The organism is Vibrio sp. 811 (assembly GCF_033339195.1).
Map to the genome: position 1 here is coordinate 189,025 of NZ_JAWOUB010000007.1, position 24,560 is coordinate 213,584.

Sequence of the window (24,560 nt, forward strand, 5' to 3'; positions counted from 1 at the left end):
GGCGGATTCACTACCCCTGCGCGAAGGCCATCGGTGCCGCATCGAACGGCCGGTTGCGGAAAGTCCTCCCTGCGTCCGCTGATGGCCGGCAGCAGCCCGTCGTTGCCTGATGGATCCAACCCCTCCGCTGCTATAGGGGTCGTTTGCGGGAGGGGGCGAAATCCTACGCTAAGGCTTTGGCCAACGATATTCTCCGGTAAGATTGATGTGTTCCCAGGGGATAGGAGAAGTCGCTTGATATCTAGTATGACGTCTGTCGCACGTGCTTGATTGCGGCCGCGATAGCTAGATCGCGTTGCTCCTCTTCTCCATCCGCGTTCCAAGCCGCGGAAAGACACCCGTAAGCGTACGCCTGGTCGAGCAGCCGACGCGGATCGACGTCCAGCGCACGAGAGAATGCGTCCGCCATCTGTGCAATGCGTCTAGGATCGAGACAAAGGTCGTCTCTGTCAGCCGGATCGTAGAACATATTGGCGGCGCCAAAGCCCACTTCACCGACCAGACCGACTGGATCTATCACCAGCCAGCCGCGACTGGAGAACATGATATTTTCATGATGCAGATCGCCATGTAGCCCACGCAGTTCCGAGGCATTGCTCATCATTTGATCGGCTATAATCGCCGCGTGGACGTAGTCAGTTTGACGACCTGCGTTTTGATCGTCACGCGCCCGCTGAAACAAAGCTGCAAAGCGCTCCCGGATCGGGAGAAGAGCAGAAGGCAGGGGTTCCTCAGATGCGGCATACAGCTTCGCCATCAGTTCCGCTGCAATTTCGGTCGCCTGGTAGTCGCCGTGCTCGGCAACGATGTGAGAGAGCATTCGCTCCCCGGCATATTCGAGCAACATCAGATTGTTCTCACGACCGAGCAACCGGACTGCTCCCCTCCCACTGCGCCATACCAGATAGTCGGCCCCGCGCAGTTCATCAGCAATGTCTTCTATAGGTTTCAATCCTTTGACGATTGCAGGAGTCCCGTCTGGCAAAAAAACTTTCCAAACGAGGCTGGAAAAGGTGTCCGCAATGAGAACAGGTTGGGAAACGTGCCAATGAGCAGGAAAAACAGGCGGCATGAACATCAACCCCAAGTAAGAGGGTCCAATCGCAGATAGAAGGCAAGGCGTTCGCGGTCGGGGGCTTCGATCCCCAATACATTGAATAGGACAGCGAAGGCGCGCTCTGCTTCATCTGGCGCTGCCCAGTTCTCTTCGGCGTTAGCAATCATGAGTGCCAAATCGGCATAGCGATCTGCTGTTCCGAGCCGCCCAAGGTCGATCAGACCCGTACATTGAAGAGTTCTAGGGTCTACCATGAAGTTCGGCATGCAGGGATCACCATGGCAAACAACCATATCGGTGCGCTCTTGGTCGAGCCGCACCGGTAGCTCTCGTTCGACACGAGCCAAAAGATCGAGCTGCGGCGTACTCTTGTCCTCGTCAGGTAAGAAGTCGGGATTGACGGCATTGCGGGACACCACATCAACGGCGCGTCCGATCATTCGCGACAGCCTGCGCTCAAACGGACATTGATCAACCGATAGGCTGTGAACAGCCCCAAGTTGCTGCCCCATTGACGGCCACGCTTTGAGCAAATCTGCTCCAGACAGATCCGCCGCCGGTACTCCCGGAATTGCCGTTATCACTAGGCATGCGCCCTCCTGTTCCTCCTGCCAGTTGATTACCTCGGGGCAAGCCACACCTCGACCTTTGAGCCAAATGAGGCGGTCACGCTCTCCAGCGAGCTCACCGCGACGGGAAGCAGGTGCGATTTTCGCGAAGGCATGCCCGTCACCACGTCGAAAAACAAAATCACCGGATTCTCCGCCTCTGACAGGCAACCAGTCAGAATGCGATTCACCCAAAAAAATATAAGTCCGATTCAATGGAGGTTCCTTCAGTTTGCTGATGAGGCGCGGAGGTGGCTCAACCTGCGAAAAGAAAAGAGTTGCTATGCAAGGCCAAGAACATGCTTTCCATGGTCTCTGAGCTCGCCTTTGGGGCCGACGTACCGGTAGAGAGTGACGCGCTCGATGCCAAGTTCCTTGCAGAGATCGGAAACTGAAGTATCGCGCTGGGCCATGGCGGCTTGCGCGAGACGCACCTGAGCTTTGGTGAGCGCGAATTTTCGTCCGCCCTTGCGACCGCGCGCTCTCGCGGAGGCGAGACCCGCCATGGTGCGCTCTCGGATCAGATCCCGCTCGAACTCAGCCAAGGTGGCGAAGATTCCGAACACCATGCGACCGGACGCAGTCGTGGTGTCGATCTGAGCGCCCTTTTCAGTCAGAACCCGCAGGCCGATCTTGCGGTCTGACAGCTCCTTCACCGTGTTGACCAGATGGGCAAGCGATCGTCCGAGGCGATCGAGCTTCCAGACCACCAGCACATCGCCGTCACGCAATGACTTGAGGCAAGCGGTCAAACCAGGGCGATCATCACGACCGCCGGAAGCAAGATCATCATAGATATTGTCCCGTTCGACACCTGCGGCGCGCAAGGCGTCGTGCTGCAGGTCGAGAGACTGCGAGCCATCGGCTTTGGAGACGCGGGCATATCCGATCAGCATGTATCACAAACGTTCGATTATGTGACAGTGTGAGCCAGAACGTGCCGGTCGTCAAAAATTGTCACTTAACCCGTAATTCTGTCTAAGGCATACAAAGGGTGTTTATGGTTAGTAAAGTGACGGCGCAAGACAGCATCGTGCAGGGGACTTGTCGTTTTCAGAAGACGGCTGCACTGAACGTCAGAAGCCGACTGCACTATAGCAGCGGAGGGGTTGGATCCATCAGGCAACGACGGGCTGCTGCCGGCCATCAGCGGACGCAGGGAGGACTTTCCGCAACCGGCCGTTCGATGCGGCACCGATGGCCTTCGCGCAGGGGTAGTGAATCCGCCAGGATTGACTTGCGCTGCCCTACCTCTCACTAGTGAGGGGCGGCAGCGCATCAAGCGGTGAGCGCACTCCGGCACCGCCAACTTTCAGCACATGCGTGTAAATCATCGTCGTAGAGACGTCGGAATGGCCGAGCAGATCCTGCACGGTTCGAATGTCGTAACCGCTGCGGAGCAAGGCCGTCGCGAACGAGTGGCGGACCAGCGCCGCGAGCATCATATCGAACAGGGCGACGCCGCCCGAGCGCGGGACGGCCGCATCTTCTATCGGCGTAGTCTTCTCGCCACGTTGCGCGAACGCGAGGTTGCCCGCGTCGGCGCCGAGATGGCCGAGAGCAAAGGTCTGCCGTTCCGCGCAGCAGCGGATGGCGAGAGCGTCAGCGGCAAGTTCACCGGCACCGTGCAGCTATCGAGCGGCAAGTTCGCCGTGGTCGAGAAATCCCATGAGTTCACCCTTGTCCCATGGCGGCCGATCATCGACCGTCAGCTCGGCCGCGAGGTCATGGGCGTCGTGCAGGGCGGATCGGTGTCTTGGCAGTTGGGCCGGCAGAGAGGGATTGGACTCTAGGTGGTCCAACCCCGGATTGGCAGCTCGACGCATTGCGATGGAAGGGATGATCGGATAGAATCGCCATCCATCTTTTCAATGTGAGGTCAACGGCATGGGAGCCAGTATTACAGCAGACAAGTAAGCCGCAACAACAAGCATTGTTGTTGCGGCGTTCTGTAAGACCAATCCTGTTTGATTGCTGACGAGCAGACGCCGCCCGGAATCCTTATTCGAGAGGTTGATTCGTCATGACCACCACACGCCCCGCGTGGGCTTATACGTTGCCGGCAGCTCTGCTGCTGATGGCTCCCTTCGACATCCTCGCGTCACTGGCGATGGATATTTACCTTCCCGTCGTTCCGGCGATGCCCGGCATCCTGAATACGACGCCATCTACTATCCAACTCACGTTGAGCCTCTACATGGTGATGCTCGGCGTGGGCCAAGTGATCTTCGGGCCGCTTTCGGATCGCATCGGGCGACGGCCAGTCCTGCTTGCTGGCGGGGTGATTTTCGTCGTTGCGTCTCTCGGAGCAGCATGGTCGTCAACGGCCGCAGCCTTGGTCGCCTTCCGCCTGCTTCAAGCGGTCGGCGCATCGGCTGCGCTGGTGGCGACGTTCGCGACGGTTCGCGACGTGTATGCCAGCCAGCCCGAGGGCGTCGTCATCTACGGCCTTTTCAGTTCGATGCTGGCCTTCGTACCTGCTCTTGGCCCAATCGCTGGAGCACTCATCGGCGAGTTTTTCGGATGGCGGGCGATATTCGTCACGCTGGCTGCGCTTGCGTTACCCGCACTCTTGAATGCCGGTTTCAGATGGCACGAAACCCGCCCGTTGGACGGAGCAGGAACGCGCCGATCCGTTTTGCCGATCTTCGCGAGTCCGGCCTTTTGGGTTTACACGGTCGGCTTTAGCGCCGGCATGGGCACTTTCTTTGTCTTCTTCTCGACGGCCCCCCGCGTGCTCATAGGCCAAGCGGACTATTCGGAGATCGGATTCAGCTTAGCCTTCGCCACTGTCGCATTCGTCATGATCGTGACAACCCGCTTCGCGAAGTCCTTTGTCGCCAGATGGGGCATCGCGGGATGCGTGGCGCGTGGGATGGCGCTGCTCGTTTGCGGAGCGGTCCTGTTGGGGATAGGCGAACTCTACGGCTCGCCGTCATTCCTCACCTTCGTCCTACCAATGTGGGTTATGGCGGTCGGCATTGTCGTCACGGTGTCTGTTACCGCCAACGGCGCGCTTGCACAGTTCGATGACATCGCAGGATCGGCAGTCGCGTTCTACTTCTGCATTCAAAGTCTGATCGTCAGCATCGTCGGGACATTGGCGGTGACGCTGTTAAATGGCGACACCGCATGGCCCGTGATCGTCTACGCGACGACGATGGCGGTGCTGGTATCGGTGGGTCTGGCGCTACTTCGATCCCGCGACGTTCCTTCCGAGAGGTCGCCAGTCGTCTAACCGGCGATTGGTAGGACGGCTGGCACCCATGCGGCGCACCCGCCATCGCAGCCTCGTGAATGGCGGTATCCTGTCCGGCAGGATACCGCTCATTTCCCTTGTTCAGTTCGTTGCCGTCGCTGAGCATCTGAACTTTCGGCACGCGGCCAACGCGCTCGGCGTCAGTCAGTCGAGCGTCAGCGCGCGCGTTAAGGCGCTGGAAGAAAATCTTGGTGTCCTGCTGTTCGAGCGCCATGCGCGAGGCGTCCGGCTGACGGATGCAGGCAGACACTTCATGGAGCGGGTCGTGGCAGGCGTCGATCAACTCGATCACGCCGTCAAGACCGCCGGCATGACAGCGCAAGGCGAATGCGGCCGGCTACGCATCGGTGTCTATGCCCTGATTCCGGGCAGCTTCCTTGCAGAGCTGATTGGTCAGTATCGAAAGGACCATCCCAATCTCGACATCGAAATCACGGAGGGCACAGCACGCGATACTCTCACGCAGCTTCGAGCCGACCGGCTGGATATTGCGTTCGTTGCCGGCACGTCCAAACCGCCCGACTGTCATTCCCGGCGAATATGGACCGAACCCCTTTTAGCCGCTGTGTCGGCGCGGCACGCTCTTGTTGGACGCTCGGCCGCCACATGGGCTGATCTGGCAGCGGACACGTTCATCGTCAGACATGGTGGCACCGGCCCACAAGTGCATGACCATATCGTTTTACGCCTTGCCGGAACCTGGCCCGCGCCTTCGATCCTTAGATTTGATGTTGGGCGCGGCACCTTGCTGTCGATGGTGGGACAGGATTTCGGTATCACTGTCATAGGTGCGGCTTCGTCCCTCTTGCCAACATCCGGGGTGGTCTTCCTGCCGATCACCGACGAACCCGAGCCGGTCGCTTTCTCGGCGGTCTGGTCGCCTCACAATCGCAGTGTTGCGCTCCGAAATTTGCTTGGACTCGCCGACAAGATGAGCCGATCTAATTGATTCATTTGGATGTGCTCGAAATTGCGAGCACCCATCCTATTTGCCGCCGATAGTATCCGGCAGCCCTCCTGCATCATCTTTGCTATTGCCTCCCGCGCAAACGCTTATTCTCTAATCGGCTCAATCTCTCTTGCCAACTGGAGCCTGCATTGCGCGGAGGCCGAATCCTTTGGGGTCAGATCGCTGTCGTTTTCACCATCGTTCTGGTGATGACGTGGGCGGCGACGCAATGGATAGCATTCCGCCTCGGCTTCCAGCCGCAGCTTGGCAATCCGTGGTTCGAGCTGGTGGGCCTGCCGGTCTATTATCCACCGGCCTTCTTCTGGTGGTGGTTTTCGTTCGACGCCTATGCGCCCGCGATCTTCGTCGAGGGCGGCATCATCGCCGTATCGGGCGGCTTCCTCGCCATCGCTGCCGCCATCTTCATGTCGATCATCCGCGCGCGCGAAGCCCGGAACGTCGCCACCTACGGTTCGGCGCGATGGGCCGAGGACAGAGAAATCCGCGCGGCCGGATTGCTCGGCCCCGATGGCGTCCTGCTCGGCCGATACGACCGGGACTATCTGCGCCATGATGGTCCCGAGCATGTTCTATGCTTCGCCCCGACGCGCAGCGGCAAAGGCGTCGGGCTGGTGGTGCCGACGCTGCTGACATGGCCGGCATCCGCCATCGTTCACGACATAAAAGGCGAGAACTGGACGCTGACAGCGGGCTTCCGCGCGAAGCATGGCCGCGTGCTGCTGTTCGATCCGACCAACGCCAGATCGTCGGCCTACAACCCGCTGCTGGAGGTGCGGCAGGGCGAATGGGAAGTCCGCGACGTGCAGAATATCGCGGATATTCTGGTCGATCCCGAAGGCAGTCTCGACAAGCGCAATCATTGGGAAAAGACCAGCCATAGCTTGCTGGTCGGCGCGATCCTGCATGTTCTCTACGCGGAGAAGGATAAGACCTTGGCGGGCGTCGCCAACTTCCTGTCCGATCCCCGCCGCCCGGTCGAGGCGACCTTGCGCGCCATGATGGACACGCCGCATCTCGGCGAGGCGGGCCTTCATCCCGTCATCGCGTCGTCCGCCCGCGAACTGTTGAACAAATCCGAGAACGAGCGGTCGGGCGTGCTCTCCACCGCCATGTCGTTTCTCGGCCTCTACCGCGATCCCGTGGTGGCGCGGGTGACGGCGCATTGCGACTGGCGCATTGCCGATCTGGTCGGCAGCCGCCAGCCCGTCACGCTCTATCTGGTCGTGCCGCCATCCGACATTAACCGCACAAAGCCGCTAATCCGCCTGATCCTCAACCAGATTGGGAGGCGGTTGACCGAGGAATTGACCACCTCCGGCAAGCGCCATCGCCTGCTGTTGATGCTCGACGAGTTTCCGGCATTGGGCAGGTTGGATTTTTTCGAGTCCGCCTTGGCCTTCATGGCAGGCTACGGAATCAAAGGCTTCCTGATCGCGCAGAGCCTCAACCAGATCGAGCGGGCCTATGGGCCGAACAACGCGATCCTCGACAACTGCCATGTGCGCGTCAGCTTTGCCACGAATGACGAAAGGACCGCCAAAAGGGTGAGCGACGCGCTCGGCACCGCGACCGAGATGCGCGATTCCACCAACTATGCCGGCCACAGGCTCGCGCCGTGGCTCGGGCATCTCATGGTTTCACGGCAGGAGACAGCCCGGCCGCTGCTCACGCCGGGCGAAATCATGCAGCTTCCGCCTACCGATGAAATCGTCATGGTCGCGGGCACGCCGCCGATCCGCGCGACCAAGGCCCGCTATTTCGAGGACGCGCGGTTGCAGGAACGCATCCTGACCCCGCCCGATCTGGTCGCCGCTCCGCTGGCGCCCAGCCCATCCGCCGATGATTGGTCCGGCCGCGTGGTCGCGGCGGAAAGCCGTTCCGCGACGAGGGGAAACGAGGCCGAGGGCGACCCGGCCAATGCCGGCATCCGCCGCGAGCCGGAATTGCCCGAGCATGAGGAAATCGTCACGCCGACGCCATCGCCCGAACAGGAGTTCGAGTTTCTGGACGACGAGCCGGACGTTGACGCCGCCAAGGCCCGCGCCATGCGCCAGCGGGCTCTGTTGCAAAAATCGTGAAGCTTGAGCATGCTTGGCGGAGATTGGACGGACGGAACGATGACGGATTTCAAGTGGCGCCATTTCCAGGGTGATGTGATCCTGTGGGCGGTGCGCTGGTATTGTCGCTATCCGATCAGCTATCGCGACCTTGAGGAAATGCTGGCGGAACGCGGCATTTCGGTCGACCATACGACGATCTATCGCTGGGTCCAGTGCTACGCCCCGGAGATGGAGAAGCGGCTGCGCTGGTTCTGGCGGCGTGGCTTTGATCCGAGCTGGCGCCTGGATGAAACCTACGTCAAGGTGCGGGGCAAGTGGACCTACCTGTACCGGGCAGTCGACAAGCGGGGCGACACGATCGATTTCTACCTGTCGCCGACCCGCAGCGCCAAGGCAGCGAAGCGGTTCCTGGGCAAGGCCCTGCGAGGCCTGAAGCACTGGGAAAAGCCTGCCACGCTCAATACCGACAAAGCGCCGAGCTATGGTGCAGCGATCACCGAATTGAAGCGCGAAGGAAAGCTGGACCGGGAGACGGCCCACCGGCAGGTGAAGTATCTCAATAACGTGATCGAGGCCGATCACGGAAAGCTCAAGATACTGATCAAGCCGGTGCGCGGTTTCAAATCGATCCCCACGGCCTATGCCACGATCAAGGGATTCGAAGTCATGCGAGCCCTGCGCAAAGGACAGGCTCGCCCCTGGTGCCTGCAGCCCGGCATCAGGGGCGAGGTGCGCCTTGTGGAGAGAGCTTTTGGCATTGGGCCCTCGGCGCTGACGGAGGCCATGGGCATGCTCAACCACCATTTCGCAGCAGCCGCCTGATCGGCGCAGAGCGACAGCCTACCTCTGACTGCCGCCAATCTTTGCAACAGAGCCCGCCGTGCTAGTCTGCTCGGTGATGGTGGAGTGAAGCCAACCCGCAATCGGGTTATGAATCTGCATCGCGATTCGCAATCAGCTGTCTCTTGAGCATGTCGAACTCCTGCGATGTTATCTCGCCGTGCTCGTGCTGCTACACCAACTTGTCCAACTCATCCGCCACACCGCTCCCCACCACCTGCGATGGCCAGGTTGTTTGCTGGGCGCATTGGCGGAGTATCGTCTCGACCCGGGACACCCACACCGGCACAACCTTACGGGAGTGATTCACTGTCAAAGAATCGGCCCGGTGCTCTGACGCAAGTATCGGGATGGTCACCATTTGTAAGCCGTAGACCTGAGTGGTGATCAAGACTTCGATACCACCGACCGTACCGGTACTAATCGACGACGGTCGTGTTCGTCGCCTGCCGCAGGGACTCTGCACACCTCCGTTTACGCATGTGCCTGGAGGAGTTGGAAATCGTCGTGTTCGGGAAACATTAAACACAGGATGGCAGCGATCTGAGCCAGCACATGATCAGCTAGCTCACCATCCGGATCGACGGCCCACTGCATCGTCGCGCCAGCGATGACCGAGTGCAGGAGCAACTCAGCTGCCGCAGGAGCACCTGGGGGCAGTCGCTTGCGGATCCCCTCCACCACCGCGCGGTTCCGCTGGATCGCAAGCGTGCGTAGCTCCGGCACCTGGAGCTCGTACCAGGAGATGAGATAGTTCACCGAGAAGTCGTTGCGAGTGTTCATGCTCCGAACGAGCACCTGCAAAAATTCCCAGAGCCCTTGCGGCCCTGCGCCTATCGGTATCGCATTCAGGTAATGCCGCACCTGCTCGACGCCGCGCTCCATCATCCTCACCAGCAGCGTATCGCGGTTGGTGAAGCGCTGGATTAACGCTGCGCGGGAGAGCCCCACCTCCTTTGCTACTCCGCTGAGCGTGAACTCTATGGGACCGCAACGCTTCAGCACTACGGTGGCGGCCTCGAGTACCTCGTCATCGGACTTGAGCTTGGGGCGGGGCATCAGTGTTCACCTTCTGTATGGGTTGGGGCGGAGGCTGTGGCTGCCGCCGCCATTGTAGCAAATTGAAGACGGAGCGAGAGTAGAGCCACGAGCCCCGCAAACACGGCCGATACAACGAGGCCAGGGAGCGGACCAGCAAGGTCGACAAACGCGCCGGCCGCAAGCATAACCATGGGCGAGGCTGACAGCATCACCGCCGAGACCGTGCCGAGTACCCGGCCGAGAAGTTCTGGCGGCGTGCGGTTGTAGATGGCAGCGTTGAGAATGGGAGAGACTGAGCCGGTCAGCAGTCCCACGAGCGCGCCCAACAACATCAGCACCGGCACGCCTGGCAACTGTGAAAGCAGAAGCGAGCCCACCGCAGAGCCACAAAATGCCACCGCCAGCCAGTTCTGCGCTGATATCCGGGCGCCGACCGACGCATGAATGGCAATGCCAAGGAGACCACCAGCCCCCATCATTGAGGAGAACAGCCCGAGCTCTGCTACTTGGCGTCCTGCATCTACAAACAGCGCAGGCATGATGACGCTGCCGTTGGCGCCAACGATGCCCACGAAGATCATCACTATACCAAAGAGAGGGCGCAGCAGGGGTTCGCTCCAGAGAAAAGCGACGCCGGCGCGCATGGAGAGAGTCGCCGTCGTGGTCATCGTCCGAGCGGCACGCGCGGGAAGCACCCACGCGCCGAGCAGACCTGCAAGGACGGAGCAGAACGCCGTCAGCCCGAGCGTTGGCGCAGCGCCAAGCAGGCCGATTGCGGCCCCCCCAAGGGCCGGGCCACCTAGAATCGCGACGTTCCCGATCACCGCTTTCAGTGACGAGACGCGCTCAACGGAGAGCCCGGCGACGTGGCCGAGTTTGGGCAGCTCACTGTCCTGCGCGGCCATACCGGGTGCGTCGAACGCGGCACCGAGCACCACGCAAGCGATCAGCCCAGTGTTCGAGAGGGCGCCAACGGCATCGAGCAGTGGGATGCTCGCCATGGCCACGCCGCCCACCACACCCGAGATCAATGCGACGGGCGCGCGCCCGAACCGATCGACGAGGCCACCACCAACCCACGCGCCGATGATGGTCGCGATGACGCTGCTAGCGGCCGTGGCGCCCGCCCAGGCCGCGCTCTTTGTATGAGACAGGACGAACCATGGAAGCGCGAGGGCCGCCACCGCGTTGCCGATCCGGAAGAGAAAGGTCGCCGCGAACAGCGTCGCGAGCGGGCTATATCGACGTTCGCTCATTCCGCTGCGGCGAGCTGCGCCTTCGCCGCAGCGAGGTACTCTTCGTTACCCGAGTCGAGGGCGAAGAGTGCGTAGGTGACCGCCCCGAACGCAAGGCGCTCCGCGATGTGGTGGGCGAGCCGCGGCCACACCCGGCCACCGGCCGCTTCATACGTGAGGAGGAGCTTCGCGAGCCCCTCTTCACCAAAGACCATAAGGTGCGCGGCCATGTCGATGGCAGGGTCATCAACGCGGGCCTCGCTCCAGTCGATCATCCCGCTGACGCGCTCCGTGTTGTCGATGAGCACATGGCCCACGTAGAGATCGCCATGCACCACCACGGAGAAATCTGGCCACGACGAATCGTCGTCGAGCCAGCGCTGCCACCGGTGGAGGCGCTTGTCGTTCACCACGAACTCGCGTCGGACGCGGTCAACGTCGTCGGCCACCTTCTGACGGGCCTGCGTCGGTGTACGGATGAGCATCCCCGCATCCACGGCGGCGGAAATGGGGACGGCATGCAGGGCGGCGAGCGCGGTCGCGAAGCTCTCCGCGAAGACCTCCGAGTCCTGCGGCACGACCCAGTCGGGCGTGGACGAACCAGGCTGGATGACCATCGCAGTCGAGTCTTCGAGCATGGGATAGGCAACGAGCTCGGCGTTGGCCACGCGCCAGTCCGGCACCGCGAACGGCAGGCGATTCTTGAGCATTGCCAGCACCCGCGCCTCTGGTTCGACCTTCGCGCTTACCTCGGCTCGGCGCGGGATGCGCAGCACCCACCGACGTCCATCGTCGACGGTGGCGATCACGATCCTATAGTCGAGCCCAAGCTCATTGACAGTCAGCGGGCCATGGAGCTTGAGCCCATGTCGGGCTGCAAGTGCGTACAGTTGGAAGGTATCGGCGGTCGTGACTACGGTCATGATTCACTCCTGAGGGCTTGACGGGTTTAGCCACCTAAATATAACAGTCACGTCGGTTATATTCAATCCTCATGCGAATCGGGGTACGACCCACAGCCCCCTCAGTACAGGTCCATCGTCACACCCGAGATCGTTGGGGTCCAGCTCCCAGTGGTTCGGAGCAACGGGCGGCAGGGCAATGATCCGAAAATTACCCCTTCCTTTGCGTCACCACAGCTTGCACCAACTGACCCTGAATTAAAAAATTGAAAAACTAACTTTTGGGTGTTGACTTAAAGCAAACCAAGCATATGCTAACCAATAGTTAGCAAATTGGGGTTCTAGGGATTTTCCGTCCAAATGCGACATTCAGACTGCTAAGTGATTGATTTATTGTGACTGGCTATGTGAAGCGCCAAAAAAGTAATACCCCTCTGGAGGCCGCGGACGGCGTGGCCTCCAGAGCACTTTGTCGTTTTTGGACGGAAAATCCCTAGAACCCCGTATTGGGGCCGATGGCGTCATCTCAATCCTGTAACCACAAGCTGAGCAATACCGCCATAGCCAGAACTGCGAATCGCTTGCAGTACAAGGGCTTGGCATACTAAGGGGCATGACTCAGCGCCCCGACATCAACCAACTCTCTGCCGGTCAGCTCCGTGCTCTCGCTACGGAACTGTTTGATCGTGTTGATAACAAAGAGCGGGCTCTGGTGCACCGTGATGCGGTCATCGAGAAGCTGACCCACGAAGTGGCCATTCTCAAGCGCCATAAGTACGCCCGGCGTAGCGAGCAGCTGGACGCGGTTCAGGGAAAACTGCTGGACGAACTGATCGACAGCGACCTGGCCTCCATCGAGGTCGAACTGGAACAGGCGATGACCGAGGAGCAGAAAGCCGCTCGGCCAAAGCAGCAACCCAAACGCACACCGCTGCCACCGGAACTGCCCCGCACCCTGATCCACCACGAGCCAGAAAATACTCAATGCCAGTGTGGCTGCCAGCTCAAGCGCATTGGCGAAGACGTCAGCGAGAAGCTGGATTATGTCCCGGGTGAGTTCACCGTTGAACGTCACATCCGGGGCAAATGGGCCTGCGACAGCTGCGAGACGTTGATCCAGGCACCGGTGCCACCGCAGGTGATCGACAAAGGCATCCCCACCGCTGGCCTGCTGGCCCAGGTGCTGGTGGCCAAGTATGCCGACCATCTGCCGCTGTACCGTCAGGAACGCATGTTCGGCCGTGCCGGCCTGGAAATCCCGCGCTCCACCCTGGCCGAATGGGTGGGTGCCTGTGGTGTGCAGTTGCAGCCGCTGGTGGATGCGTTGAGAAATACTCTGCTGGAACACAGTGTTCTGCATGCCGATGAAACCCCGGTCAGCATGCTGGCCCCGGGCAAGAAGAAAACCCACAAGGCCTACGTCTGGGCCTACTGCACCACACCGTTTGCCGACCTGAAGGCAGCTATTTACGACTTCGCACCCAGCCGTGCAGGCGAACACGCCCGAACCTTCCTGGGTGACTGGCGGGGCAAGCTGGTCTGTGATGATTACGCTGGCTACAAGGCCGGGTTCGGCAACGGCATTACCGAAATCGGCTGTATGGCCCACGCCCGGCGCAAGTTCTATGACCTGCACGAGGCCAACAAGAGCGAATTGGCGGCCAAGGCCTTGGAATACATCGGTGGACTCTACGAGATCGAGCGGGAAACCAAAGATCTGCCACCGGATATGCGGCGGGAAATCCGGCAAACCAAAGCCAAACCCCTTGCCGATGCGCTGCATCAGTGGATGCTGGCCCATCGCCAGAAAGTGCCGGATGGCTCCGGCACGGCCAAAGCCCTGGATTACAGCCTCAAACGTTGGGAAGCGCTGACGCGCTACCTGGACGATGGCGCTGTGCCCATCGACAACAACTGGGTGGAAAACCAGATCCGACCCTGGGCGCTGGGGCGCAGCAATTGGCTGTTTGCGGGTTCACTGCGCAGTGGTCAACGTGCGGCTGCGGTCATGACCCTAATACAGTCAGCGAAGCTGAATCGGCATGATCCCTATGCCTACCTGAAGGATGTGCTGACTCGCCTGCCGACACAGAAGAACAACGCCATCGACGAGCTATTGCCCCACAACTGGAAACCGGCCATACCTAACAAGGTGTAGGCCGGACGTGTATGGAGAGCCTTCTTCGAAAGCTGGACAAGGTGCCAACTCTAGACGGCAGGATATGCCCTGGGAGATCGATGAGAGAAAGAGGAGGCCATAAGTAGAAAATTTCCCAAGCGACTGGTGGCTCGCTAGGCATACGTGTCGTGTTACTCCTAAGTTATTAGACACACTAGATTTTCCGGGCTTTGCTGGGCTGCGGGTGTCGCAGGTGTATGCCGCACGGAGATCGCAGTTAAACCTGATACTAGGCCGGCTCATGCACTAGCCGGATGTCGATTTCTCTGTCGACATACTTCCACTCCACCGAGGCCCGGAGTTCGGCCAAAAGCCTGTTAAAGCCCGGCTCATCAGACGGGGAATATTCGAACCACGTCAAGAAGTCGAAGGGTTCGCTCTCGCCCAGGTCCCGACAATGGTGGAGACGACGGGCCACAGCAGGGAGATATTGGAGCCCAATGTGAATGTGACGGGACTGCTCCTCAAAAATCTTCCGGCGTTCGTCTTGAGCCAGTCCCCACCATGAGGGGTTTTTCCGGATAGGGATCAGGGCGGCACAGGTGGCCTCTGCTCGACCCAAACTTGGCTGCTTCGCCACGAGACGATCCTTCTCTTCACGCACGACATAACGCTCGTTACTCGTTATCCCGCGAAGAAGCCATTTGGTGCCCAAAGGCTGCGGCGAAACAGAGCCAGCGGCTACGTCGAGCCGGGGGATTCCAGGGAGAGGGGCTCCCGCCACGGCATCCATCCGAACAACGCGCCAAACACCCGTTTCTCCACCAGCGAACGTAAATAATCGTGTATTCATCAGTTTCCTCTCAGGCCTTTCGCCTATTTCTCAGCCAACGCAAAACCGGCATTGCCCGGCGCAACCACTGAAACAAATATAAAAGGTTCGGGGCCAGAGTTCATTGCACCATGTACCTGCCCAGGTTTTGCGATCGCAATATCTCCAGCTTTAAGATGAGTGACTATGCCGTTACCTTGATGATATTCGGCTTCACCTGAGATAACCGTCCAAGTATCTTGGCCGTGAGGATGTACATGGGAAGCTATTTCCTGCCCAGGGTGGGCGTGCCAAACAACGACGACAGAGTCATTGGTTTCCAGAACAACCGAACGAATCGGTTCGCCGTTAGACGGACGAACATATTCATCCACCGAAAAAATCCGCGATTCAGTTTCTGCTCTCATGTTCACACCCATTTAAAACTGATTGGACACGTACTCTAAACGCAACTGCGCCTGGACAGCACATGAAGATATGTACCTAAGCGCCCTTCGGGAAAACTATGCTCTGGCGCACAGAGACCGTCAATACTCCGTCGTGGGTAGGCATGACATAACGGGAGGAGACGGGCGACGCTTTGGTCATATGTACATGAGAAGGTGGCTCGCCCGCTCGGCAGGGTTGTTGTCGATGGGCAGGTGTCCCCCTTTCGATGTAGCGGATCAGCTTTAACCAGTTGCTCGCAAGGCAATTGATTGCTTGCCCAAGGCACTTTGACGACGTGACCTGGGGAGGGGTTTTGTCCAGCCTAGCTTTCAGTTGCTCCAGGAAAGCCTGGCTTTGCGACTGGCGCGTCTGGTATCGCTGGGCATCGCCCGCCTCTTCCATGTCGCGCTCGATGCCGTAGAGCTTGTTGATAAGAGTCAGTGCCATCTCCGCTCGGCCGATCTTGCCCTTGGATTGAGTTTTCTGATGAACTTGCGCCGCGCATGCCCAGCAACCTATACGCTCGACGCCTTTCTGCCTCCAGGAGGCGCTGCGGCACCTCCTGGGTACGGCTAGCGGTGTAATTGAACAGGATGACCGGAAGATTTGGTGGGCCACCGCGATCTCCTCAGTAGCTATAGCCAAACAGGTTGGGTATGAGAAGTTCAAGGGGGGGCGAGCAAAGCCCCCGTTCCAATTGATTCTCTATTCCACACAAATGGCGATATAAGCCGGCGGGTGATGACGACCCTGGAAGCTCTGGCATCGAGAGTGGATGTCTACTCCATCGACGAGGCGTTTCTGGATCTGACCGGAATCGACCGGGTGGTAAGCTTCGAGCCTTTTGGTCGGCAGGCGATTTGGCTCAAGGTGGAATCACCGGACGGTTACGCTACTATCGTTCTTTGTTGGCTTTATCGGTAACCGAACGTCGATGTGTTCAGTGATGGCTGTTGAAGAGCTGATCATTCAGAAGCGTTATGAGATCTTTAAGAGCTTCGTGAAAATCGTTATTTGGGTGTTTGGCGTAACGGTTTTATTTGAGTTGTTCGGTTTTATCTCACCTGCCCGTAACGAGAACTATGCCTTCCGACCAGAAGCAATGATAGGTGGAATCATTTTTGGTATGGGGGCGGTAATCAATGGAGGCTGCTCCATGAACACGCTGATCCAATTTTGCCGTGGTCGTTTTGCTTTGATCTTTTCGTTTTTAGGTTTTTCCCTAGGCGTCGTTGCTGCTGGCTATGCCTCTTCATTTCAGCCCAATCTTCAAGCTGTGAAAATAAAACCCTTTGATGGTTTTTCAATACTTCAACTATGGATCTTTGCCGTGTTATTCGTGGCTTGGGGAATCTATGAATTTTATTCCTTGTGTAAAGGAGCTTCCGCCAGCACATGGAAGAGGCGTTTTAAGAGTGAGCATTATGACAAGAGTTTATCAGCCGCAATTCTAGGCATTTGCAACGGCATATTGGTTGTGCTCGTTGGTATATGGGTCTATTCCAACCTTATTATCATGGGCCTACTCTACCTAATGTTCGATCAAGAAGGCATGAGCCTTGGTATCTACTACAAACTAAGTGTGTTTTTATTCGTCGCCATGCTCTTGGGCATCCTTATTTCTGCGAAAACAAGTCATACCTTTAACTTAGATTTTGAAGTAAAAGCTAATTACCTATTCGGTGGTTTTCTGATGGGCGTTGGCGCGGTGTTTGTTCCCGGAGGCAATGACGTAGTATTGCTAAATAGTATTCCCACTTTGTCCCTTCAAGCGGTGCCCAGTTACGTTTCAATGCTCTTAGGTATGGCTTTGCTTATTATTCTCAAACGCAATTTTCAGAAGACCTAAATCTCAATTAAACCGAACCGATTGGAAATGAGGATTATCGACTTTCGCTTCCATTATCTTGACTTCATCCAGTACCACTAAACGCTCGGCATCACCTACCTCGACTTTTATGCACTCTTCCCTCTCGTTATTCAGTGAGGTATCTTTCGCGCTGCAATGAATTATCTCACCAGATTTGAGTGTCAATATAATCGGATATTGATAGGTACAGGCTATTTCAATATAGTCATAGTCGTTACATGAAATCATCAGTTTTTCCTCACTAGAAACGGCTATTGCTTACGGTACTGTTTCGGCGTCATACCGACGTATTTTCCAAACGTTTTAGTAAATGCTCGCTCTGATTCATACCCGATACTTAGCGCGATATCATCGACCATCAGGCTCGTATTCTTGAGCATTTCCTTCGCTCGTTGAATTCTCAACTGCGATAAATAAGTAAAAACCGTTTGGCCGACCAGATCTCTGAATTGTTTTGCAAAGGCGGCTCTAGACATACCAATCTGGCTTGCTAGATCCTCGATAGTCCAAGGCTCACTCGGTGATTCATGCATGAGTTTTAGTGCTTTGGATATACGCTTGTCATTCAGTGCCATTAGGAAAGAGTTTTGTTCTTGGCGACCAAAATTAATTCTTATCAGCTCAACCAGTACAACTTCAGTTAGTTTGTTGACGATAATCTCCGTGCCCGGATTCTGTGCCATATATTCTGCACTAAGTTGGTCAAAGGTGCTTTTTAACCAAGGGTGTTGATGCAGCTCCTCCTCTCTAACAATGGTCGTTTGAGGGAAGATTGTTTTGAGTGGCGTTAATGTCTCGTCCTCAAAACTGCAATATCCACATAGCAAAAGAGTATTCTCACCTGCAGTAGATATGTCACCGTAGGGCGACTCGCTCGTTAATATATGATCGAGTCCAGGCCCTAAAAATATCAAGTCACCAGGACCAAGCTGCTCTACTTTGTCACCAATAATCGCCCAGCAATACCCACGTCGAACCATATGAAAGCCAGCCGTCTCGGTCTCTTTAAATTCCTTAGTCCAAGGTGCCTCCACTTGGCTACAAAAGTAGACACTACCGCTGACGCGTAATGATTTAAGAATATCACTGAGAATTTCCATTCATACCTTCCTATCACCATTAACCTATACCTGAATCCGTGACTTCAACGAGCTGAACTCACGCCCAAAGCCTGCAATAACAAGGCTTAGAGCGATATAATAGCATCTGACACCCATTCACCCAGTTAGTGCTTTCGGCTCATGCGTACCTTCACTCTCCAGCAATCCCGAACCGAAGTCTATACACCCAATGGCGGGCTGGCCTTGGTCGGTCATTGCCTGAACCGGCATACATCGCTCACCAAAACCGCCCGCACCGTCGTCAAGCGGCACGGTATTCCGAACATTGAACTGATCCGGACCTATCTTGGCCTGATCACGCTGGGCAAGAGTGACTTCGAGGCGGCCGAGCCGGTTCGAACGGACCCATTTTTCAAGTCTGCCCTGGGCATCAAGCAATCGCCATCGTCGGCCCGGTTGCGCCAGCGATTTGATGAAGACGCTCAAGGCCTGACACCCCTGCTGGACGATGCCAGCGTCGAGTTTCTTCAGTCCGTCGAAGCTCCGGTGTCACCTCTGGCGATGGGCCACGTTGCGCTGGATATGGATGTCTTTCCCATGGACAACAGCCAGACCCGCAAAGAGGGTGTCAGCTACACCTACAAGGGTTATGACGGCTATGCGCCGATGGCCGCCTACCTGGGGCAGGAAGGCTGGTGCCTGGGTTGCGAGCTGCGCCCTGGCAGCCAGCACGCCAACAAGGGATTTCTCGACACCCTCAAACGAGTGTTACCCCGGGCTCGATCACTGACGGATAAGCCCATTTTGTTGCGCCTGGACAGCGCACACGATGCCCGTGCCAATAGCGATTTCCTGCGCGAGCAGGACCAGGTCGACTTCCTGATCAAGTGGAACCCTCGTAAAGAGGATCCGCTCGTCTGGGCGGACAAGGCCCAGGCCCGGAAAGCCTGGTCACTGGAGCGCGACGGCAAAATGGAAGCGGTTCTGTCGGAAGCGATTCCGGACGAGCCCGGTCTGCGTCGCATCGTGAAGGTCACCGTTCGTACCAGCGATGCCGAAGGCCAGCTGTATCTCGAACCGGAAGTCAGCCTCGAAGGCTGGGTGACCTCGTTGCCGGCCGAAGTAGCCGACGAGCAACACATCATGGCGCTGTACAGCGATCACGCCACCAGTGAGCAGTTCCACAGCGAGTTCAAGACCGACCTGGACCTGGAACGACTTCCGTCCGGGAAATTCGACACCAACAACCTGGTCATGGCCTTCGCGACGATGGGTTACAACGTGTTGCGCTGGATGGGTCTGCGACTGACCGGCCCGGATGCACCGGTTCGCCACCCGGCCAAGCGTCGCCGCCTGAGAACCGTGATGCAGGAAATCATGACCATGGCCTGCCGCCTGGTGCACAGTGGCCGGCAGTGGATCCTGCGATTTGGCCGGCACTGCCCAGGCTTTGCGGTTTACCTCGATCTTTATCGGGGCCTTGCTTCCGCCGGATAGGCCAACTCAACCACTGGCAAAAAGCAATCCTCCCGGAATCCTCTGCCGGGACAGCCCGCTATTGCCTAAACACTGCATGCTGGTTATTTATCAACCAATCTCGGGCCATCGGTTGCTCCCGCTCTTTGCTTCCAGACCTCAAAGTCAGAATCTCACCCAGTTATCGCCTCTTGTTGGCGCAGAGGTGGGCTTGACGAGTATATTGGCGAGCGAAGTCACTGATTCAGGCTATACACTAAAATAATAATAGACGATCAGTGCAATATTTAAAGACTTTTGCACATTGTTAGTTTTTATTGAAAGCCCATAATGATCACATCAACGCAAGACAAACGAAACACAAAAAGTGAAACAGAAGGAGCATAGCGATGGCGACAAAACAGACTGCGAAAGTAACCGTATACAGCAAAGGCTACTGCCCTTACTGCAAGATGACTAAGGCAACGCTTAAAAAACTGGGGCTGAAGTTTGAAGAAATCGACATTACCTTCAGCAGAAAGCATGGCAAGGAAATGCGCGAACGTAGTAACCGTCATACGGTTCCACAGATCTTTATCGACGATCACCACATTGGTGGCAACGATGATCTACAGGCAGCGCTTCGAAACGGAGAGCTGGAAAAGATTCTTGAGGTAAATGCAGCGGTAGTATAGCGCTACCCAAAATGACACGAACTCAAAACAAAATTTAAATCAAAGTAGAAGGAAAAACATCATGACAACTTCAACAGCAAGACAACTCACAGACACCGCTTTGACTCAAAACACTCGTCCCTTGGACGTCACAATTACACGTATAGGCGACCAAGCCTTACGTTACTCAGTGGTCGTAGTACTGGCCTGGATTGGAGCAATGAAATTCTCGGCCTATGAAGCGGGTGCAATTCAAGGCCTTGTTGCTTCAAGTCCTCTAACATCATGGCTTTATAATGTATTTAGCCTACAAGGGGCTTCAAATCTTATCGGCACTGTTGAAATAGCGACTGCGGCAGCGATTCTACTAGCACCTTTGCATCGACACATTGCTGTCGTGGGTAGCCTAGCAGCCATTGCGACCTTTGCTGTGACATCAAGTTTCTTGCTGACAGCACCCGTTTGGGAAGCAAGCTTGGGTGGTTTTCCAGCATTGAATGTTGTACCTGGCCAGTTCCTTTTGAAAGATATTGTACTACTCGCAGCAGCAATATCTTTATTAGGAAAAGCTCTTAGCTCAAGCAAATAGGTCAACAAGTTTTAAGCTAAAAGGCACTAACGACAGTGCCTTTTTTTACTAACCTTAAGACTATTACTATTTAACCAATTAACAGAACAGGTACTGCGAGAACACTATGACTGAGCAATATGATTATGATTTGTTTGTAATAGGAGCTGGCTCCGGTGGCGTACGTGCAGCAAGAATGTCTGCCGCAACTGGCGCGAGAGTCGCTATTGCAGAAGAAAAATACCTAGGGGGCACATGCGTCAACGTAGGTTGTGTTCCTAAAAAGCTATTTGTTTACGCTTCACATTGCTCAGAGGAGTTTGAAGGTGCTTCGGGATTTGGCTGGGAAGTCGGTGAAAGCCGTTTCAACTGGCCGGCGCTGCTAGAAAACAAGAACAAAGAGATTGAGCGCCTTAACGGCATTTACAAAAAACTCTTAGAAAATGCAGGCGTCAATATCGTTTGGGGACGCGCTCGACTGACTTCCCCCAATAGCGTTGAAGTTGATGGTAAGACCATCACAGCTGAGAAGATTCTTGTAACAGTTGGCGCAACACCAAGCGTACCAGCGTTTCCAGGTTCGGAACATGTGATTAGCTCGGATCAGGTTTTCTATTTACCAGAGCTTCCTGAAAAAATTGTGATTGTCGGTGGTGGTTATATTGCGGTTGAATTTGCCGGCATTATGAATGGATTGGGTGTCGAGACTCATTTGGTTTATCGCGGCGATAAACTACTTAAGAACTTCGACCAGCCTACTGCACAATTTGCAGCCAATGAAATGCAGAAAAAAGGCGTGAATATCCATTATTCGACCAACATTACCCAGATTGAAAAACAATCGGATAACACCCTTGTTTGCCAACTGGATAATGGCGAGATTTTAAGTGCTGGCCAGGTGATGTATGCAACAGGCAGAAAGTCTTTGACGAGCGATTTAGGCATAGAACAAGTCGGTCTAACGACTCGTAATAATGCAACGATTGAAGTCAATGACCAATTCCAAACATCCGTCCCATCGATTTATGCCTTGGGTGATGTGATTGGCACGCCGGAATTGACGCCCGTCGCAACAGCTCAGGCGATGGTGTTCGTAAGCCAGCAATATGGTGATGGCAGCAAAAGCATCAGTTATGACAATATTCCCACCGCAATCTTTTGCCAACCGAATATTGGAACAGTGGGGCTATCTGAAGACGCGCTTAAGGCCAAAGGTGTGCCGGTAGAGGTATACCAGTCAGAATTCAAACACCTTAAGCACACCTTATCAGGAAGTGAAGAGCGAGTATTGATGCGTATGCTGGTTGAGAAGGGCACTCAAAAAGTCGTCGGTATGCACATGGTTGGCCCTGACGCTGGTGAAGCGATTCAAGGCTTTGCCGTAGCAGTCAAAGCAGGGCTCACTAAAGATCAATTCGACGGCACGATTGGTATTCACCCGACAATGGCCGAAGAATTTGTCACCTTAAGAGACCTTAGTTACTCGGTTTAAGTCAACGCTGTTCAAACCCATCAAGAAGCAGAGGCTTAAGGTATAAGCTACGAGGTATAAGCTATGAAGAATAAAGTCGAATTTGTCAGCAATGGCATTACCCTTAGAGGAATGTTGGAATCGCCCGACCAGAGAGTTTCCAGCTACGCCTTATTTGCACACTGCTTTACCTGTGGGAAAGATATTGCAGCTGCTTCTAGAATTGCTAGAGCCTTGACCGCAAAAGGTATCGCGGTATTAAGGTTCGACTTTACGGGCTTAGGAAATAGCGATGGGGACTTCTCTAACACCAATTACTCCTCCAATGTGGATGACTTAAAAGCAGCCGCAGATTTTCTAAGAGAGAATTATCAGGCACCGAGTTTATTGATCGGCCATAGTTTGGGAGGGGCTGCCGTACTGTCAGTAGCTCACCGCTTACCCGAAGTGAAAGCCGTTGCAACCATTGGAGCACCTCACGAGGCGCAGCATGTTGTACATAACTTTGCGGCCAATCTAGACACGATCAATCAAGAAGGCAAAGCTGAAGTCACATTGGGTTTTCGAAAGTTTGTTATTAAGAAACAGTTTGTTGAAGACCTTAAACAAATCGAATCCGAGATTGGAAACTTACGAAAAGCATTATTGGTCATGCACTCGCCGATGGACAGCACAGTAAAAATCGCCGAGGCCGAAAAAATTTATAAAGATGCCAAGCATCCAAAGAGCTTTGTAAGCCTGGATAATGCTGACCACCTTGTTTCCAACAAGGATGATGCCGAATACATTGCTACAACGATTGCAGCTTGGGCAAGCCGATATATCGAACCCTCAATCGTAGAGAAATCCGGGCAAACGGTAGCCAAAGGCCATGTCTACGTCGAAGAAAAGGACCATAAATTCGCGCAGAACGTTTATAGCAATAGTCATCACTGGCTAGCCGATGAGCCTGTCGCGGTGGGTGGAATAAATGCAGGCCCCGATCCATACGAACACTTGCTCGCCGCATTAGGCACTTGTACCTCCATGACGATCCGTATGTACGCTGATAGAAAGAAATGGCCGCTAAGCAATATCGGCATTAACTTGCATCATGAGCGTAGTTACAGCAAGGATTGTGAACACTGTGATGAAGCCCCTCAGCAAATTGATCACCTCAATCGTGAAATCACATTGGAAGGTGAGTTAAATGATGAGCAGCGGGAAAGTCTGCTTGAGATTGCAGATAAATGCCCAGTCCATAAAACCTTACACAGTCACCTAGTAGTAAACACAAAACTAAACGCGAATTAGAAAAAGCACTTTAAACTCTTCAGGAGATAAACAAATATGGCCATCCCTATTCCTCATCGCCCAAGTGGTTTTCTACTAGGCGACCCAGCTGCTCTTGTCACACTTGATGCCTTTATCGACATACAGTGCCCACACTCTCGTGCTGCTTGGCCAACACTAATGGCCGTAATGAAATACTATCAGGATGATCCGGTCAGCTTAAAGGTACACATGATTACCTTGAGTAATCATCGACAAGCCTGGGATATCAGTTTAGGTTTATTCGCCCTTGCTGAAGGTGATGCTAGCAGGTTTTACGATTTCGCCACGTTTGTATACGAGCGCCAGGATCAGTTTTATAACGCGCCGTTTCTACACAAAACGCATGAAGACTTGCGTCAATTTGTAGCTGACTTAGCGCAAGCGCATTCAAATATAGATCGGGAAGCCTTTCTGAAGAGAATGGGCGACAATGATATCTACGTTAATGCTAGAACCCCAATTCGCTATGCCGCTACAAAAAGTGTCTGGGCTACACCAACATTCTTCGTTAACAATGGGAACAATGTACCTGTTGATCACAAATCTAGCTTGGATGATTGGATAAAGCTGATTGATTCTTTGTTAGCAAGCTAATTTTTACTTTCACTTATTTATGGCTTCTGCTTAGAAGTATGAAGTAGCCTATTTTCTTGAGTTGCTAAGGATTTGCTTTATGAAGTTCGCAGAAGAGATCCTCTCCTCTGTTTTTTATCGGTTATGTCTATTAAGTGAATAACGACAAATGTCCGCTTTCCTCTTTTTCCTGACTTGATTACCTACAAGCAACAATCTTTG

23 protein-coding genes and 4 pseudogenes are annotated in these 24,560 nt (G+C 55.4%); 15 read left to right on the forward strand and 12 right to left on the reverse strand.

All coding sequences use genetic code 11. The features are described 5' to 3' along the window. Positions 1 to 241: 241 nt before the first annotated feature. From R7Q46_RS13625 to R7Q46_RS13640, 4 genes and pseudogenes are all read right to left on the reverse strand, one after another. Positions 242 to 1,078 carry an APH(6)-I family aminoglycoside O-phosphotransferase gene (locus R7Q46_RS13625; protein ID WP_000480959.1) on the reverse strand — a complete coding sequence of 279 codons (837 nt, stop codon included), beginning with the start codon at positions 1,076 to 1,078 and terminating at the stop codon, positions 242 to 244. After that, a complete protein-coding gene (gene aph(3'')-Ib, locus R7Q46_RS13630) occupies positions 1,078 to 1,881 on the reverse strand; it encodes an aminoglycoside O-phosphotransferase APH(3'')-Ib (RefSeq protein WP_025464697.1) in 804 nt (267 codons plus the stop codon). The genes R7Q46_RS13625 and aph(3'')-Ib overlap by 1 nt, the downstream gene beginning before the upstream one ends. A 65-nt stretch (positions 1,882 to 1,946) precedes the next feature. Then, positions 1,947 to 2,561 (reverse strand): recombinase family protein, encoded by a 615-nt coding sequence (locus R7Q46_RS13635; protein WP_099593669.1) that lies wholly within the window; start codon positions 2,559 to 2,561, stop codon positions 1,947 to 1,949. A 351-nt stretch (positions 2,562 to 2,912) separates the two neighbouring features. Then, positions 2,913 to 3,092, reverse strand: a pseudogene (locus R7Q46_RS13640) (tyrosine-type recombinase/integrase); the annotation flags it as partial. Between R7Q46_RS13640 and R7Q46_RS13645 the strand changes: the two are divergent. From R7Q46_RS13645 to R7Q46_RS13670, 6 genes and pseudogenes are all read left to right on the forward strand, one after another. Next, positions 3,009 to 3,458, forward strand: a pseudogene (locus R7Q46_RS13645) (DUF3363 domain-containing protein); the annotation flags it as partial. The pseudogenes R7Q46_RS13640 and R7Q46_RS13645 overlap by 84 nt on opposite strands. Before the next feature lie 230 nt (positions 3,459 to 3,688). Continuing rightward, the gene (floR, locus tag R7Q46_RS13650; RefSeq protein ID WP_106761485.1) at positions 3,689 to 4,903 is read left to right on the forward strand and encodes a chloramphenicol/florfenicol efflux MFS transporter FloR; all 1,215 of its coding nucleotides are present in this window, start codon (positions 3,689 to 3,691) and stop codon (positions 4,901 to 4,903) included. Positions 4,904 to 4,931: 28 nt separating this feature from the next. Then, a pseudogene (locus R7Q46_RS13655) lies at positions 4,932 to 5,231 on the forward strand (LysR family transcriptional regulator); the annotation flags it as partial. Between the two features lie 3 nt (positions 5,232 to 5,234). Continuing rightward, positions 5,235 to 5,873 (forward strand): LysR family substrate-binding domain-containing protein, encoded by a 639-nt coding sequence (locus tag R7Q46_RS13660; protein WP_258236883.1) that lies wholly within the window; start codon positions 5,235 to 5,237, stop codon positions 5,871 to 5,873. A gap of 149 nt (positions 5,874 to 6,022) precedes the next feature. Continuing rightward, entirely contained in the window at positions 6,023 to 7,972 is a 1,950-nt protein-coding gene (locus tag R7Q46_RS13665) for a conjugal transfer protein TraG (RefSeq protein ID WP_106761483.1), read from the forward strand. 39 nt (positions 7,973 to 8,011) lie between these two features. Beyond that, complete coding sequence (locus tag R7Q46_RS13670; RefSeq protein ID WP_001389365.1) at positions 8,012 to 8,776, forward strand: IS6-like element IS6100 family transposase; 765 nt, start codon at positions 8,012 to 8,014, stop codon at positions 8,774 to 8,776. A gap of 492 nt (positions 8,777 to 9,268) precedes the next feature. On the opposite strand, the gene mphR(A) is transcribed toward R7Q46_RS13670, so the two are convergent. Genes mphR(A) through R7Q46_RS13685 form a run of 3 tightly spaced genes read right to left on the reverse strand, consistent with a single transcriptional unit; the run spans position 9,269 to position 11,993 of the window. Next, positions 9,269 to 9,853, reverse strand: coding sequence for a macrolide-binding transcriptional repressor MphR(A) (gene mphR(A) / locus R7Q46_RS13675; RefSeq protein WP_001137892.1), 585 nt, complete (start codon positions 9,851 to 9,853; stop codon positions 9,269 to 9,271). Next, the gene (gene mrx(A), locus R7Q46_RS13680; protein ID WP_000004159.1) at positions 9,853 to 11,091 is read right to left on the reverse strand and encodes a macrolide resistance MFS transporter Mrx(A); all 1,239 of its coding nucleotides are present in this window, start codon (positions 11,089 to 11,091) and stop codon (positions 9,853 to 9,855) included. The genes mphR(A) and mrx(A) overlap by 1 nt, the downstream gene beginning before the upstream one ends. Then, positions 11,088 to 11,993, reverse strand: a complete 906-nt coding sequence (locus tag R7Q46_RS13685) for an Mph(A) family macrolide 2'-phosphotransferase (protein ID WP_000219387.1) — start codon at positions 11,991 to 11,993, stop codon at positions 11,088 to 11,090. The genes mrx(A) and R7Q46_RS13685 overlap by 4 nt, the downstream gene beginning before the upstream one ends. 592 nt (positions 11,994 to 12,585) lie before the next feature. Between R7Q46_RS13685 and tnpC the strand changes: the two genes are divergently transcribed. Beyond that, positions 12,586 to 14,130, forward strand: a complete 1,545-nt coding sequence (gene tnpC / locus R7Q46_RS13690; protein ID WP_008175578.1) for an IS66 family transposase — start codon at positions 12,586 to 12,588, stop codon at positions 14,128 to 14,130. 250 nt (positions 14,131 to 14,380) lie between these two features. On the opposite strand, the gene R7Q46_RS13695 is transcribed toward tnpC, so the two are convergent. From R7Q46_RS13695 to R7Q46_RS13705, 3 genes and pseudogenes are all read right to left on the reverse strand, one after another. After that, complete coding sequence (locus R7Q46_RS13695) at positions 14,381 to 14,944, reverse strand: chlorite dismutase family protein (RefSeq protein WP_001097412.1); 564 nt, start codon at positions 14,942 to 14,944, stop codon at positions 14,381 to 14,383. A gap of 23 nt (positions 14,945 to 14,967) precedes the next feature. Beyond that, on the reverse strand, positions 14,968 to 15,330 hold the full coding sequence (locus R7Q46_RS13700) for a cupin domain-containing protein (RefSeq protein WP_001201003.1): 363 nt from the start codon (positions 15,328 to 15,330) through the stop codon (positions 14,968 to 14,970). A gap of 201 nt (positions 15,331 to 15,531) precedes the next feature. Then, positions 15,532 to 15,968: pseudogene (locus R7Q46_RS13705) on the reverse strand (IS66 family transposase); the annotation flags it as partial. A 110-nt stretch (positions 15,969 to 16,078) separates the two neighbouring features. Here R7Q46_RS13705 and R7Q46_RS13710 point away from each other — a divergent pair. Further along, positions 16,079 to 16,276, forward strand: coding sequence for a hypothetical protein (locus R7Q46_RS13710; RefSeq protein ID WP_347880237.1), 198 nt, complete (start codon positions 16,079 to 16,081; stop codon positions 16,274 to 16,276). A 10-nt stretch (positions 16,277 to 16,286) separates the two neighbouring features. Further along, entirely contained in the window at positions 16,287 to 17,201 is a 915-nt protein-coding gene (locus tag R7Q46_RS13715; protein WP_284143226.1) for a YeeE/YedE thiosulfate transporter family protein, read from the forward strand. A gap of 3 nt (positions 17,202 to 17,204) precedes the next feature. Here R7Q46_RS13715 and R7Q46_RS13720 read toward each other — a convergent pair whose 3' ends face one another. After that, a complete protein-coding gene (locus tag R7Q46_RS13720; RefSeq protein WP_213899616.1) occupies positions 17,205 to 17,450 on the reverse strand; it encodes a Rho-binding antiterminator in 246 nt (81 codons plus the stop codon). 23 nt (positions 17,451 to 17,473) lie between these two features. After that, positions 17,474 to 18,322, reverse strand: coding sequence for an AraC family transcriptional regulator (locus tag R7Q46_RS13725; RefSeq protein ID WP_213899617.1), 849 nt, complete (start codon positions 18,320 to 18,322; stop codon positions 17,474 to 17,476). Positions 18,323 to 18,463: 141 nt separating this feature from the next. Here R7Q46_RS13725 and R7Q46_RS13730 point away from each other — a divergent pair, with 141 nt between their 5' ends. The 6 genes from R7Q46_RS13730 to R7Q46_RS13755 all read left to right on the forward strand — a co-directional run bounded on the left by R7Q46_RS13730 (position 18,464) and on the right by R7Q46_RS13755 (position 24,359). Then, the gene (locus R7Q46_RS13730; protein ID WP_213899618.1) at positions 18,464 to 19,780 is read left to right on the forward strand and encodes an IS1380 family transposase; all 1,317 of its coding nucleotides are present in this window, start codon (positions 18,464 to 18,466) and stop codon (positions 19,778 to 19,780) included. A gap of 368 nt (positions 19,781 to 20,148) precedes the next feature. Then, positions 20,149 to 20,433: a glutaredoxin 3 gene (gene grxC, locus R7Q46_RS13735; RefSeq protein WP_213899619.1), complete on the forward strand. Its 285-nt coding sequence runs from the start codon at positions 20,149 to 20,151 to the stop codon at positions 20,431 to 20,433. Positions 20,434 to 20,494: 61 nt separating this feature from the next. Further along, entirely contained in the window at positions 20,495 to 21,001 is a 507-nt protein-coding gene (locus R7Q46_RS13740) for a YkgB family protein (protein WP_213899620.1), read from the forward strand. A gap of 106 nt (positions 21,002 to 21,107) precedes the next feature. Further along, positions 21,108 to 22,472, forward strand: a complete 1,365-nt coding sequence (gene gorA / locus R7Q46_RS13745; RefSeq protein WP_213899621.1) for a glutathione-disulfide reductase — start codon at positions 21,108 to 21,110, stop codon at positions 22,470 to 22,472. 63 nt (positions 22,473 to 22,535) lie between these two features. After that, the gene (locus R7Q46_RS13750; protein ID WP_213899622.1) at positions 22,536 to 23,744 is read left to right on the forward strand and encodes a bifunctional alpha/beta hydrolase/OsmC family protein; all 1,209 of its coding nucleotides are present in this window, start codon (positions 22,536 to 22,538) and stop codon (positions 23,742 to 23,744) included. A gap of 36 nt (positions 23,745 to 23,780) precedes the next feature. Next, a complete protein-coding gene (locus R7Q46_RS13755) occupies positions 23,781 to 24,359 on the forward strand; it encodes a DsbA family protein (protein WP_213899623.1) in 579 nt (192 codons plus the stop codon). Positions 24,360 to 24,560 lie beyond the last annotated feature (201 nt).

Bases quoted from the DNA above. Each gene is read 5' to 3' on its own strand.
- R7Q46_RS13625 (WP_000480959.1), bottom strand. From the start codon at position 1,078: ATGTTCATGCCGCCTGTTTTTCCTGCTCATTGGCACGTTTCCCAACCT.
- R7Q46_RS13635 (WP_099593669.1), bottom strand. From the start codon at position 2,561: ATGCTGATCGGATATGCCCGCGTCTCCAAAGCCGATGGCTCGCAGTCT.
- floR (WP_106761485.1), top strand. From the start codon at position 3,689: ATGACCACCACACGCCCCGCGTGGGCTTATACGTTGCCGGCAGCTCTG.
- R7Q46_RS13660 (WP_258236883.1), top strand. From the start codon at position 5,235: ATGACAGCGCAAGGCGAATGCGGCCGGCTACGCATCGGTGTCTATGCC.
- R7Q46_RS13670 (WP_001389365.1), top strand. From the start codon at position 8,012: ATGACGGATTTCAAGTGGCGCCATTTCCAGGGTGATGTGATCCTGTGG.
- R7Q46_RS13685 (WP_000219387.1), bottom strand. From the start codon at position 11,993: ATGACCGTAGTCACGACCGCCGATACCTTCCAACTGTACGCACTTGCA.
- tnpC (WP_008175578.1), top strand. From the start codon at position 12,586: ATGACTCAGCGCCCCGACATCAACCAACTCTCTGCCGGTCAGCTCCGT.
- R7Q46_RS13695 (WP_001097412.1), bottom strand. From the start codon at position 14,944: ATGAATACACGATTATTTACGTTCGCTGGTGGAGAAACGGGTGTTTGG.
- R7Q46_RS13700 (WP_001201003.1), bottom strand. From the start codon at position 15,330: ATGAGAGCAGAAACTGAATCGCGGATTTTTTCGGTGGATGAATATGTT.
- R7Q46_RS13715 (WP_284143226.1), top strand. From the start codon at position 16,287: ATGTGTTCAGTGATGGCTGTTGAAGAGCTGATCATTCAGAAGCGTTAT.
- R7Q46_RS13720 (WP_213899616.1), bottom strand. From the start codon at position 17,450: ATGATTTCATGTAACGACTATGACTATATTGAAATAGCCTGTACCTAT.
- R7Q46_RS13725 (WP_213899617.1), bottom strand. From the start codon at position 18,322: ATGGAAATTCTCAGTGATATTCTTAAATCATTACGCGTCAGCGGTAGT.
- R7Q46_RS13730 (WP_213899618.1), top strand. From the start codon at position 18,464: ATGCGTACCTTCACTCTCCAGCAATCCCGAACCGAAGTCTATACACCC.
- grxC (WP_213899619.1), top strand. From the start codon at position 20,149: ATGGCGACAAAACAGACTGCGAAAGTAACCGTATACAGCAAAGGCTAC.
- R7Q46_RS13740 (WP_213899620.1), top strand. From the start codon at position 20,495: ATGACAACTTCAACAGCAAGACAACTCACAGACACCGCTTTGACTCAA.
- gorA (WP_213899621.1), top strand. From the start codon at position 21,108: ATGACTGAGCAATATGATTATGATTTGTTTGTAATAGGAGCTGGCTCC.
- R7Q46_RS13750 (WP_213899622.1), top strand. From the start codon at position 22,536: ATGAAGAATAAAGTCGAATTTGTCAGCAATGGCATTACCCTTAGAGGA.
- R7Q46_RS13755 (WP_213899623.1), top strand. From the start codon at position 23,781: ATGGCCATCCCTATTCCTCATCGCCCAAGTGGTTTTCTACTAGGCGAC.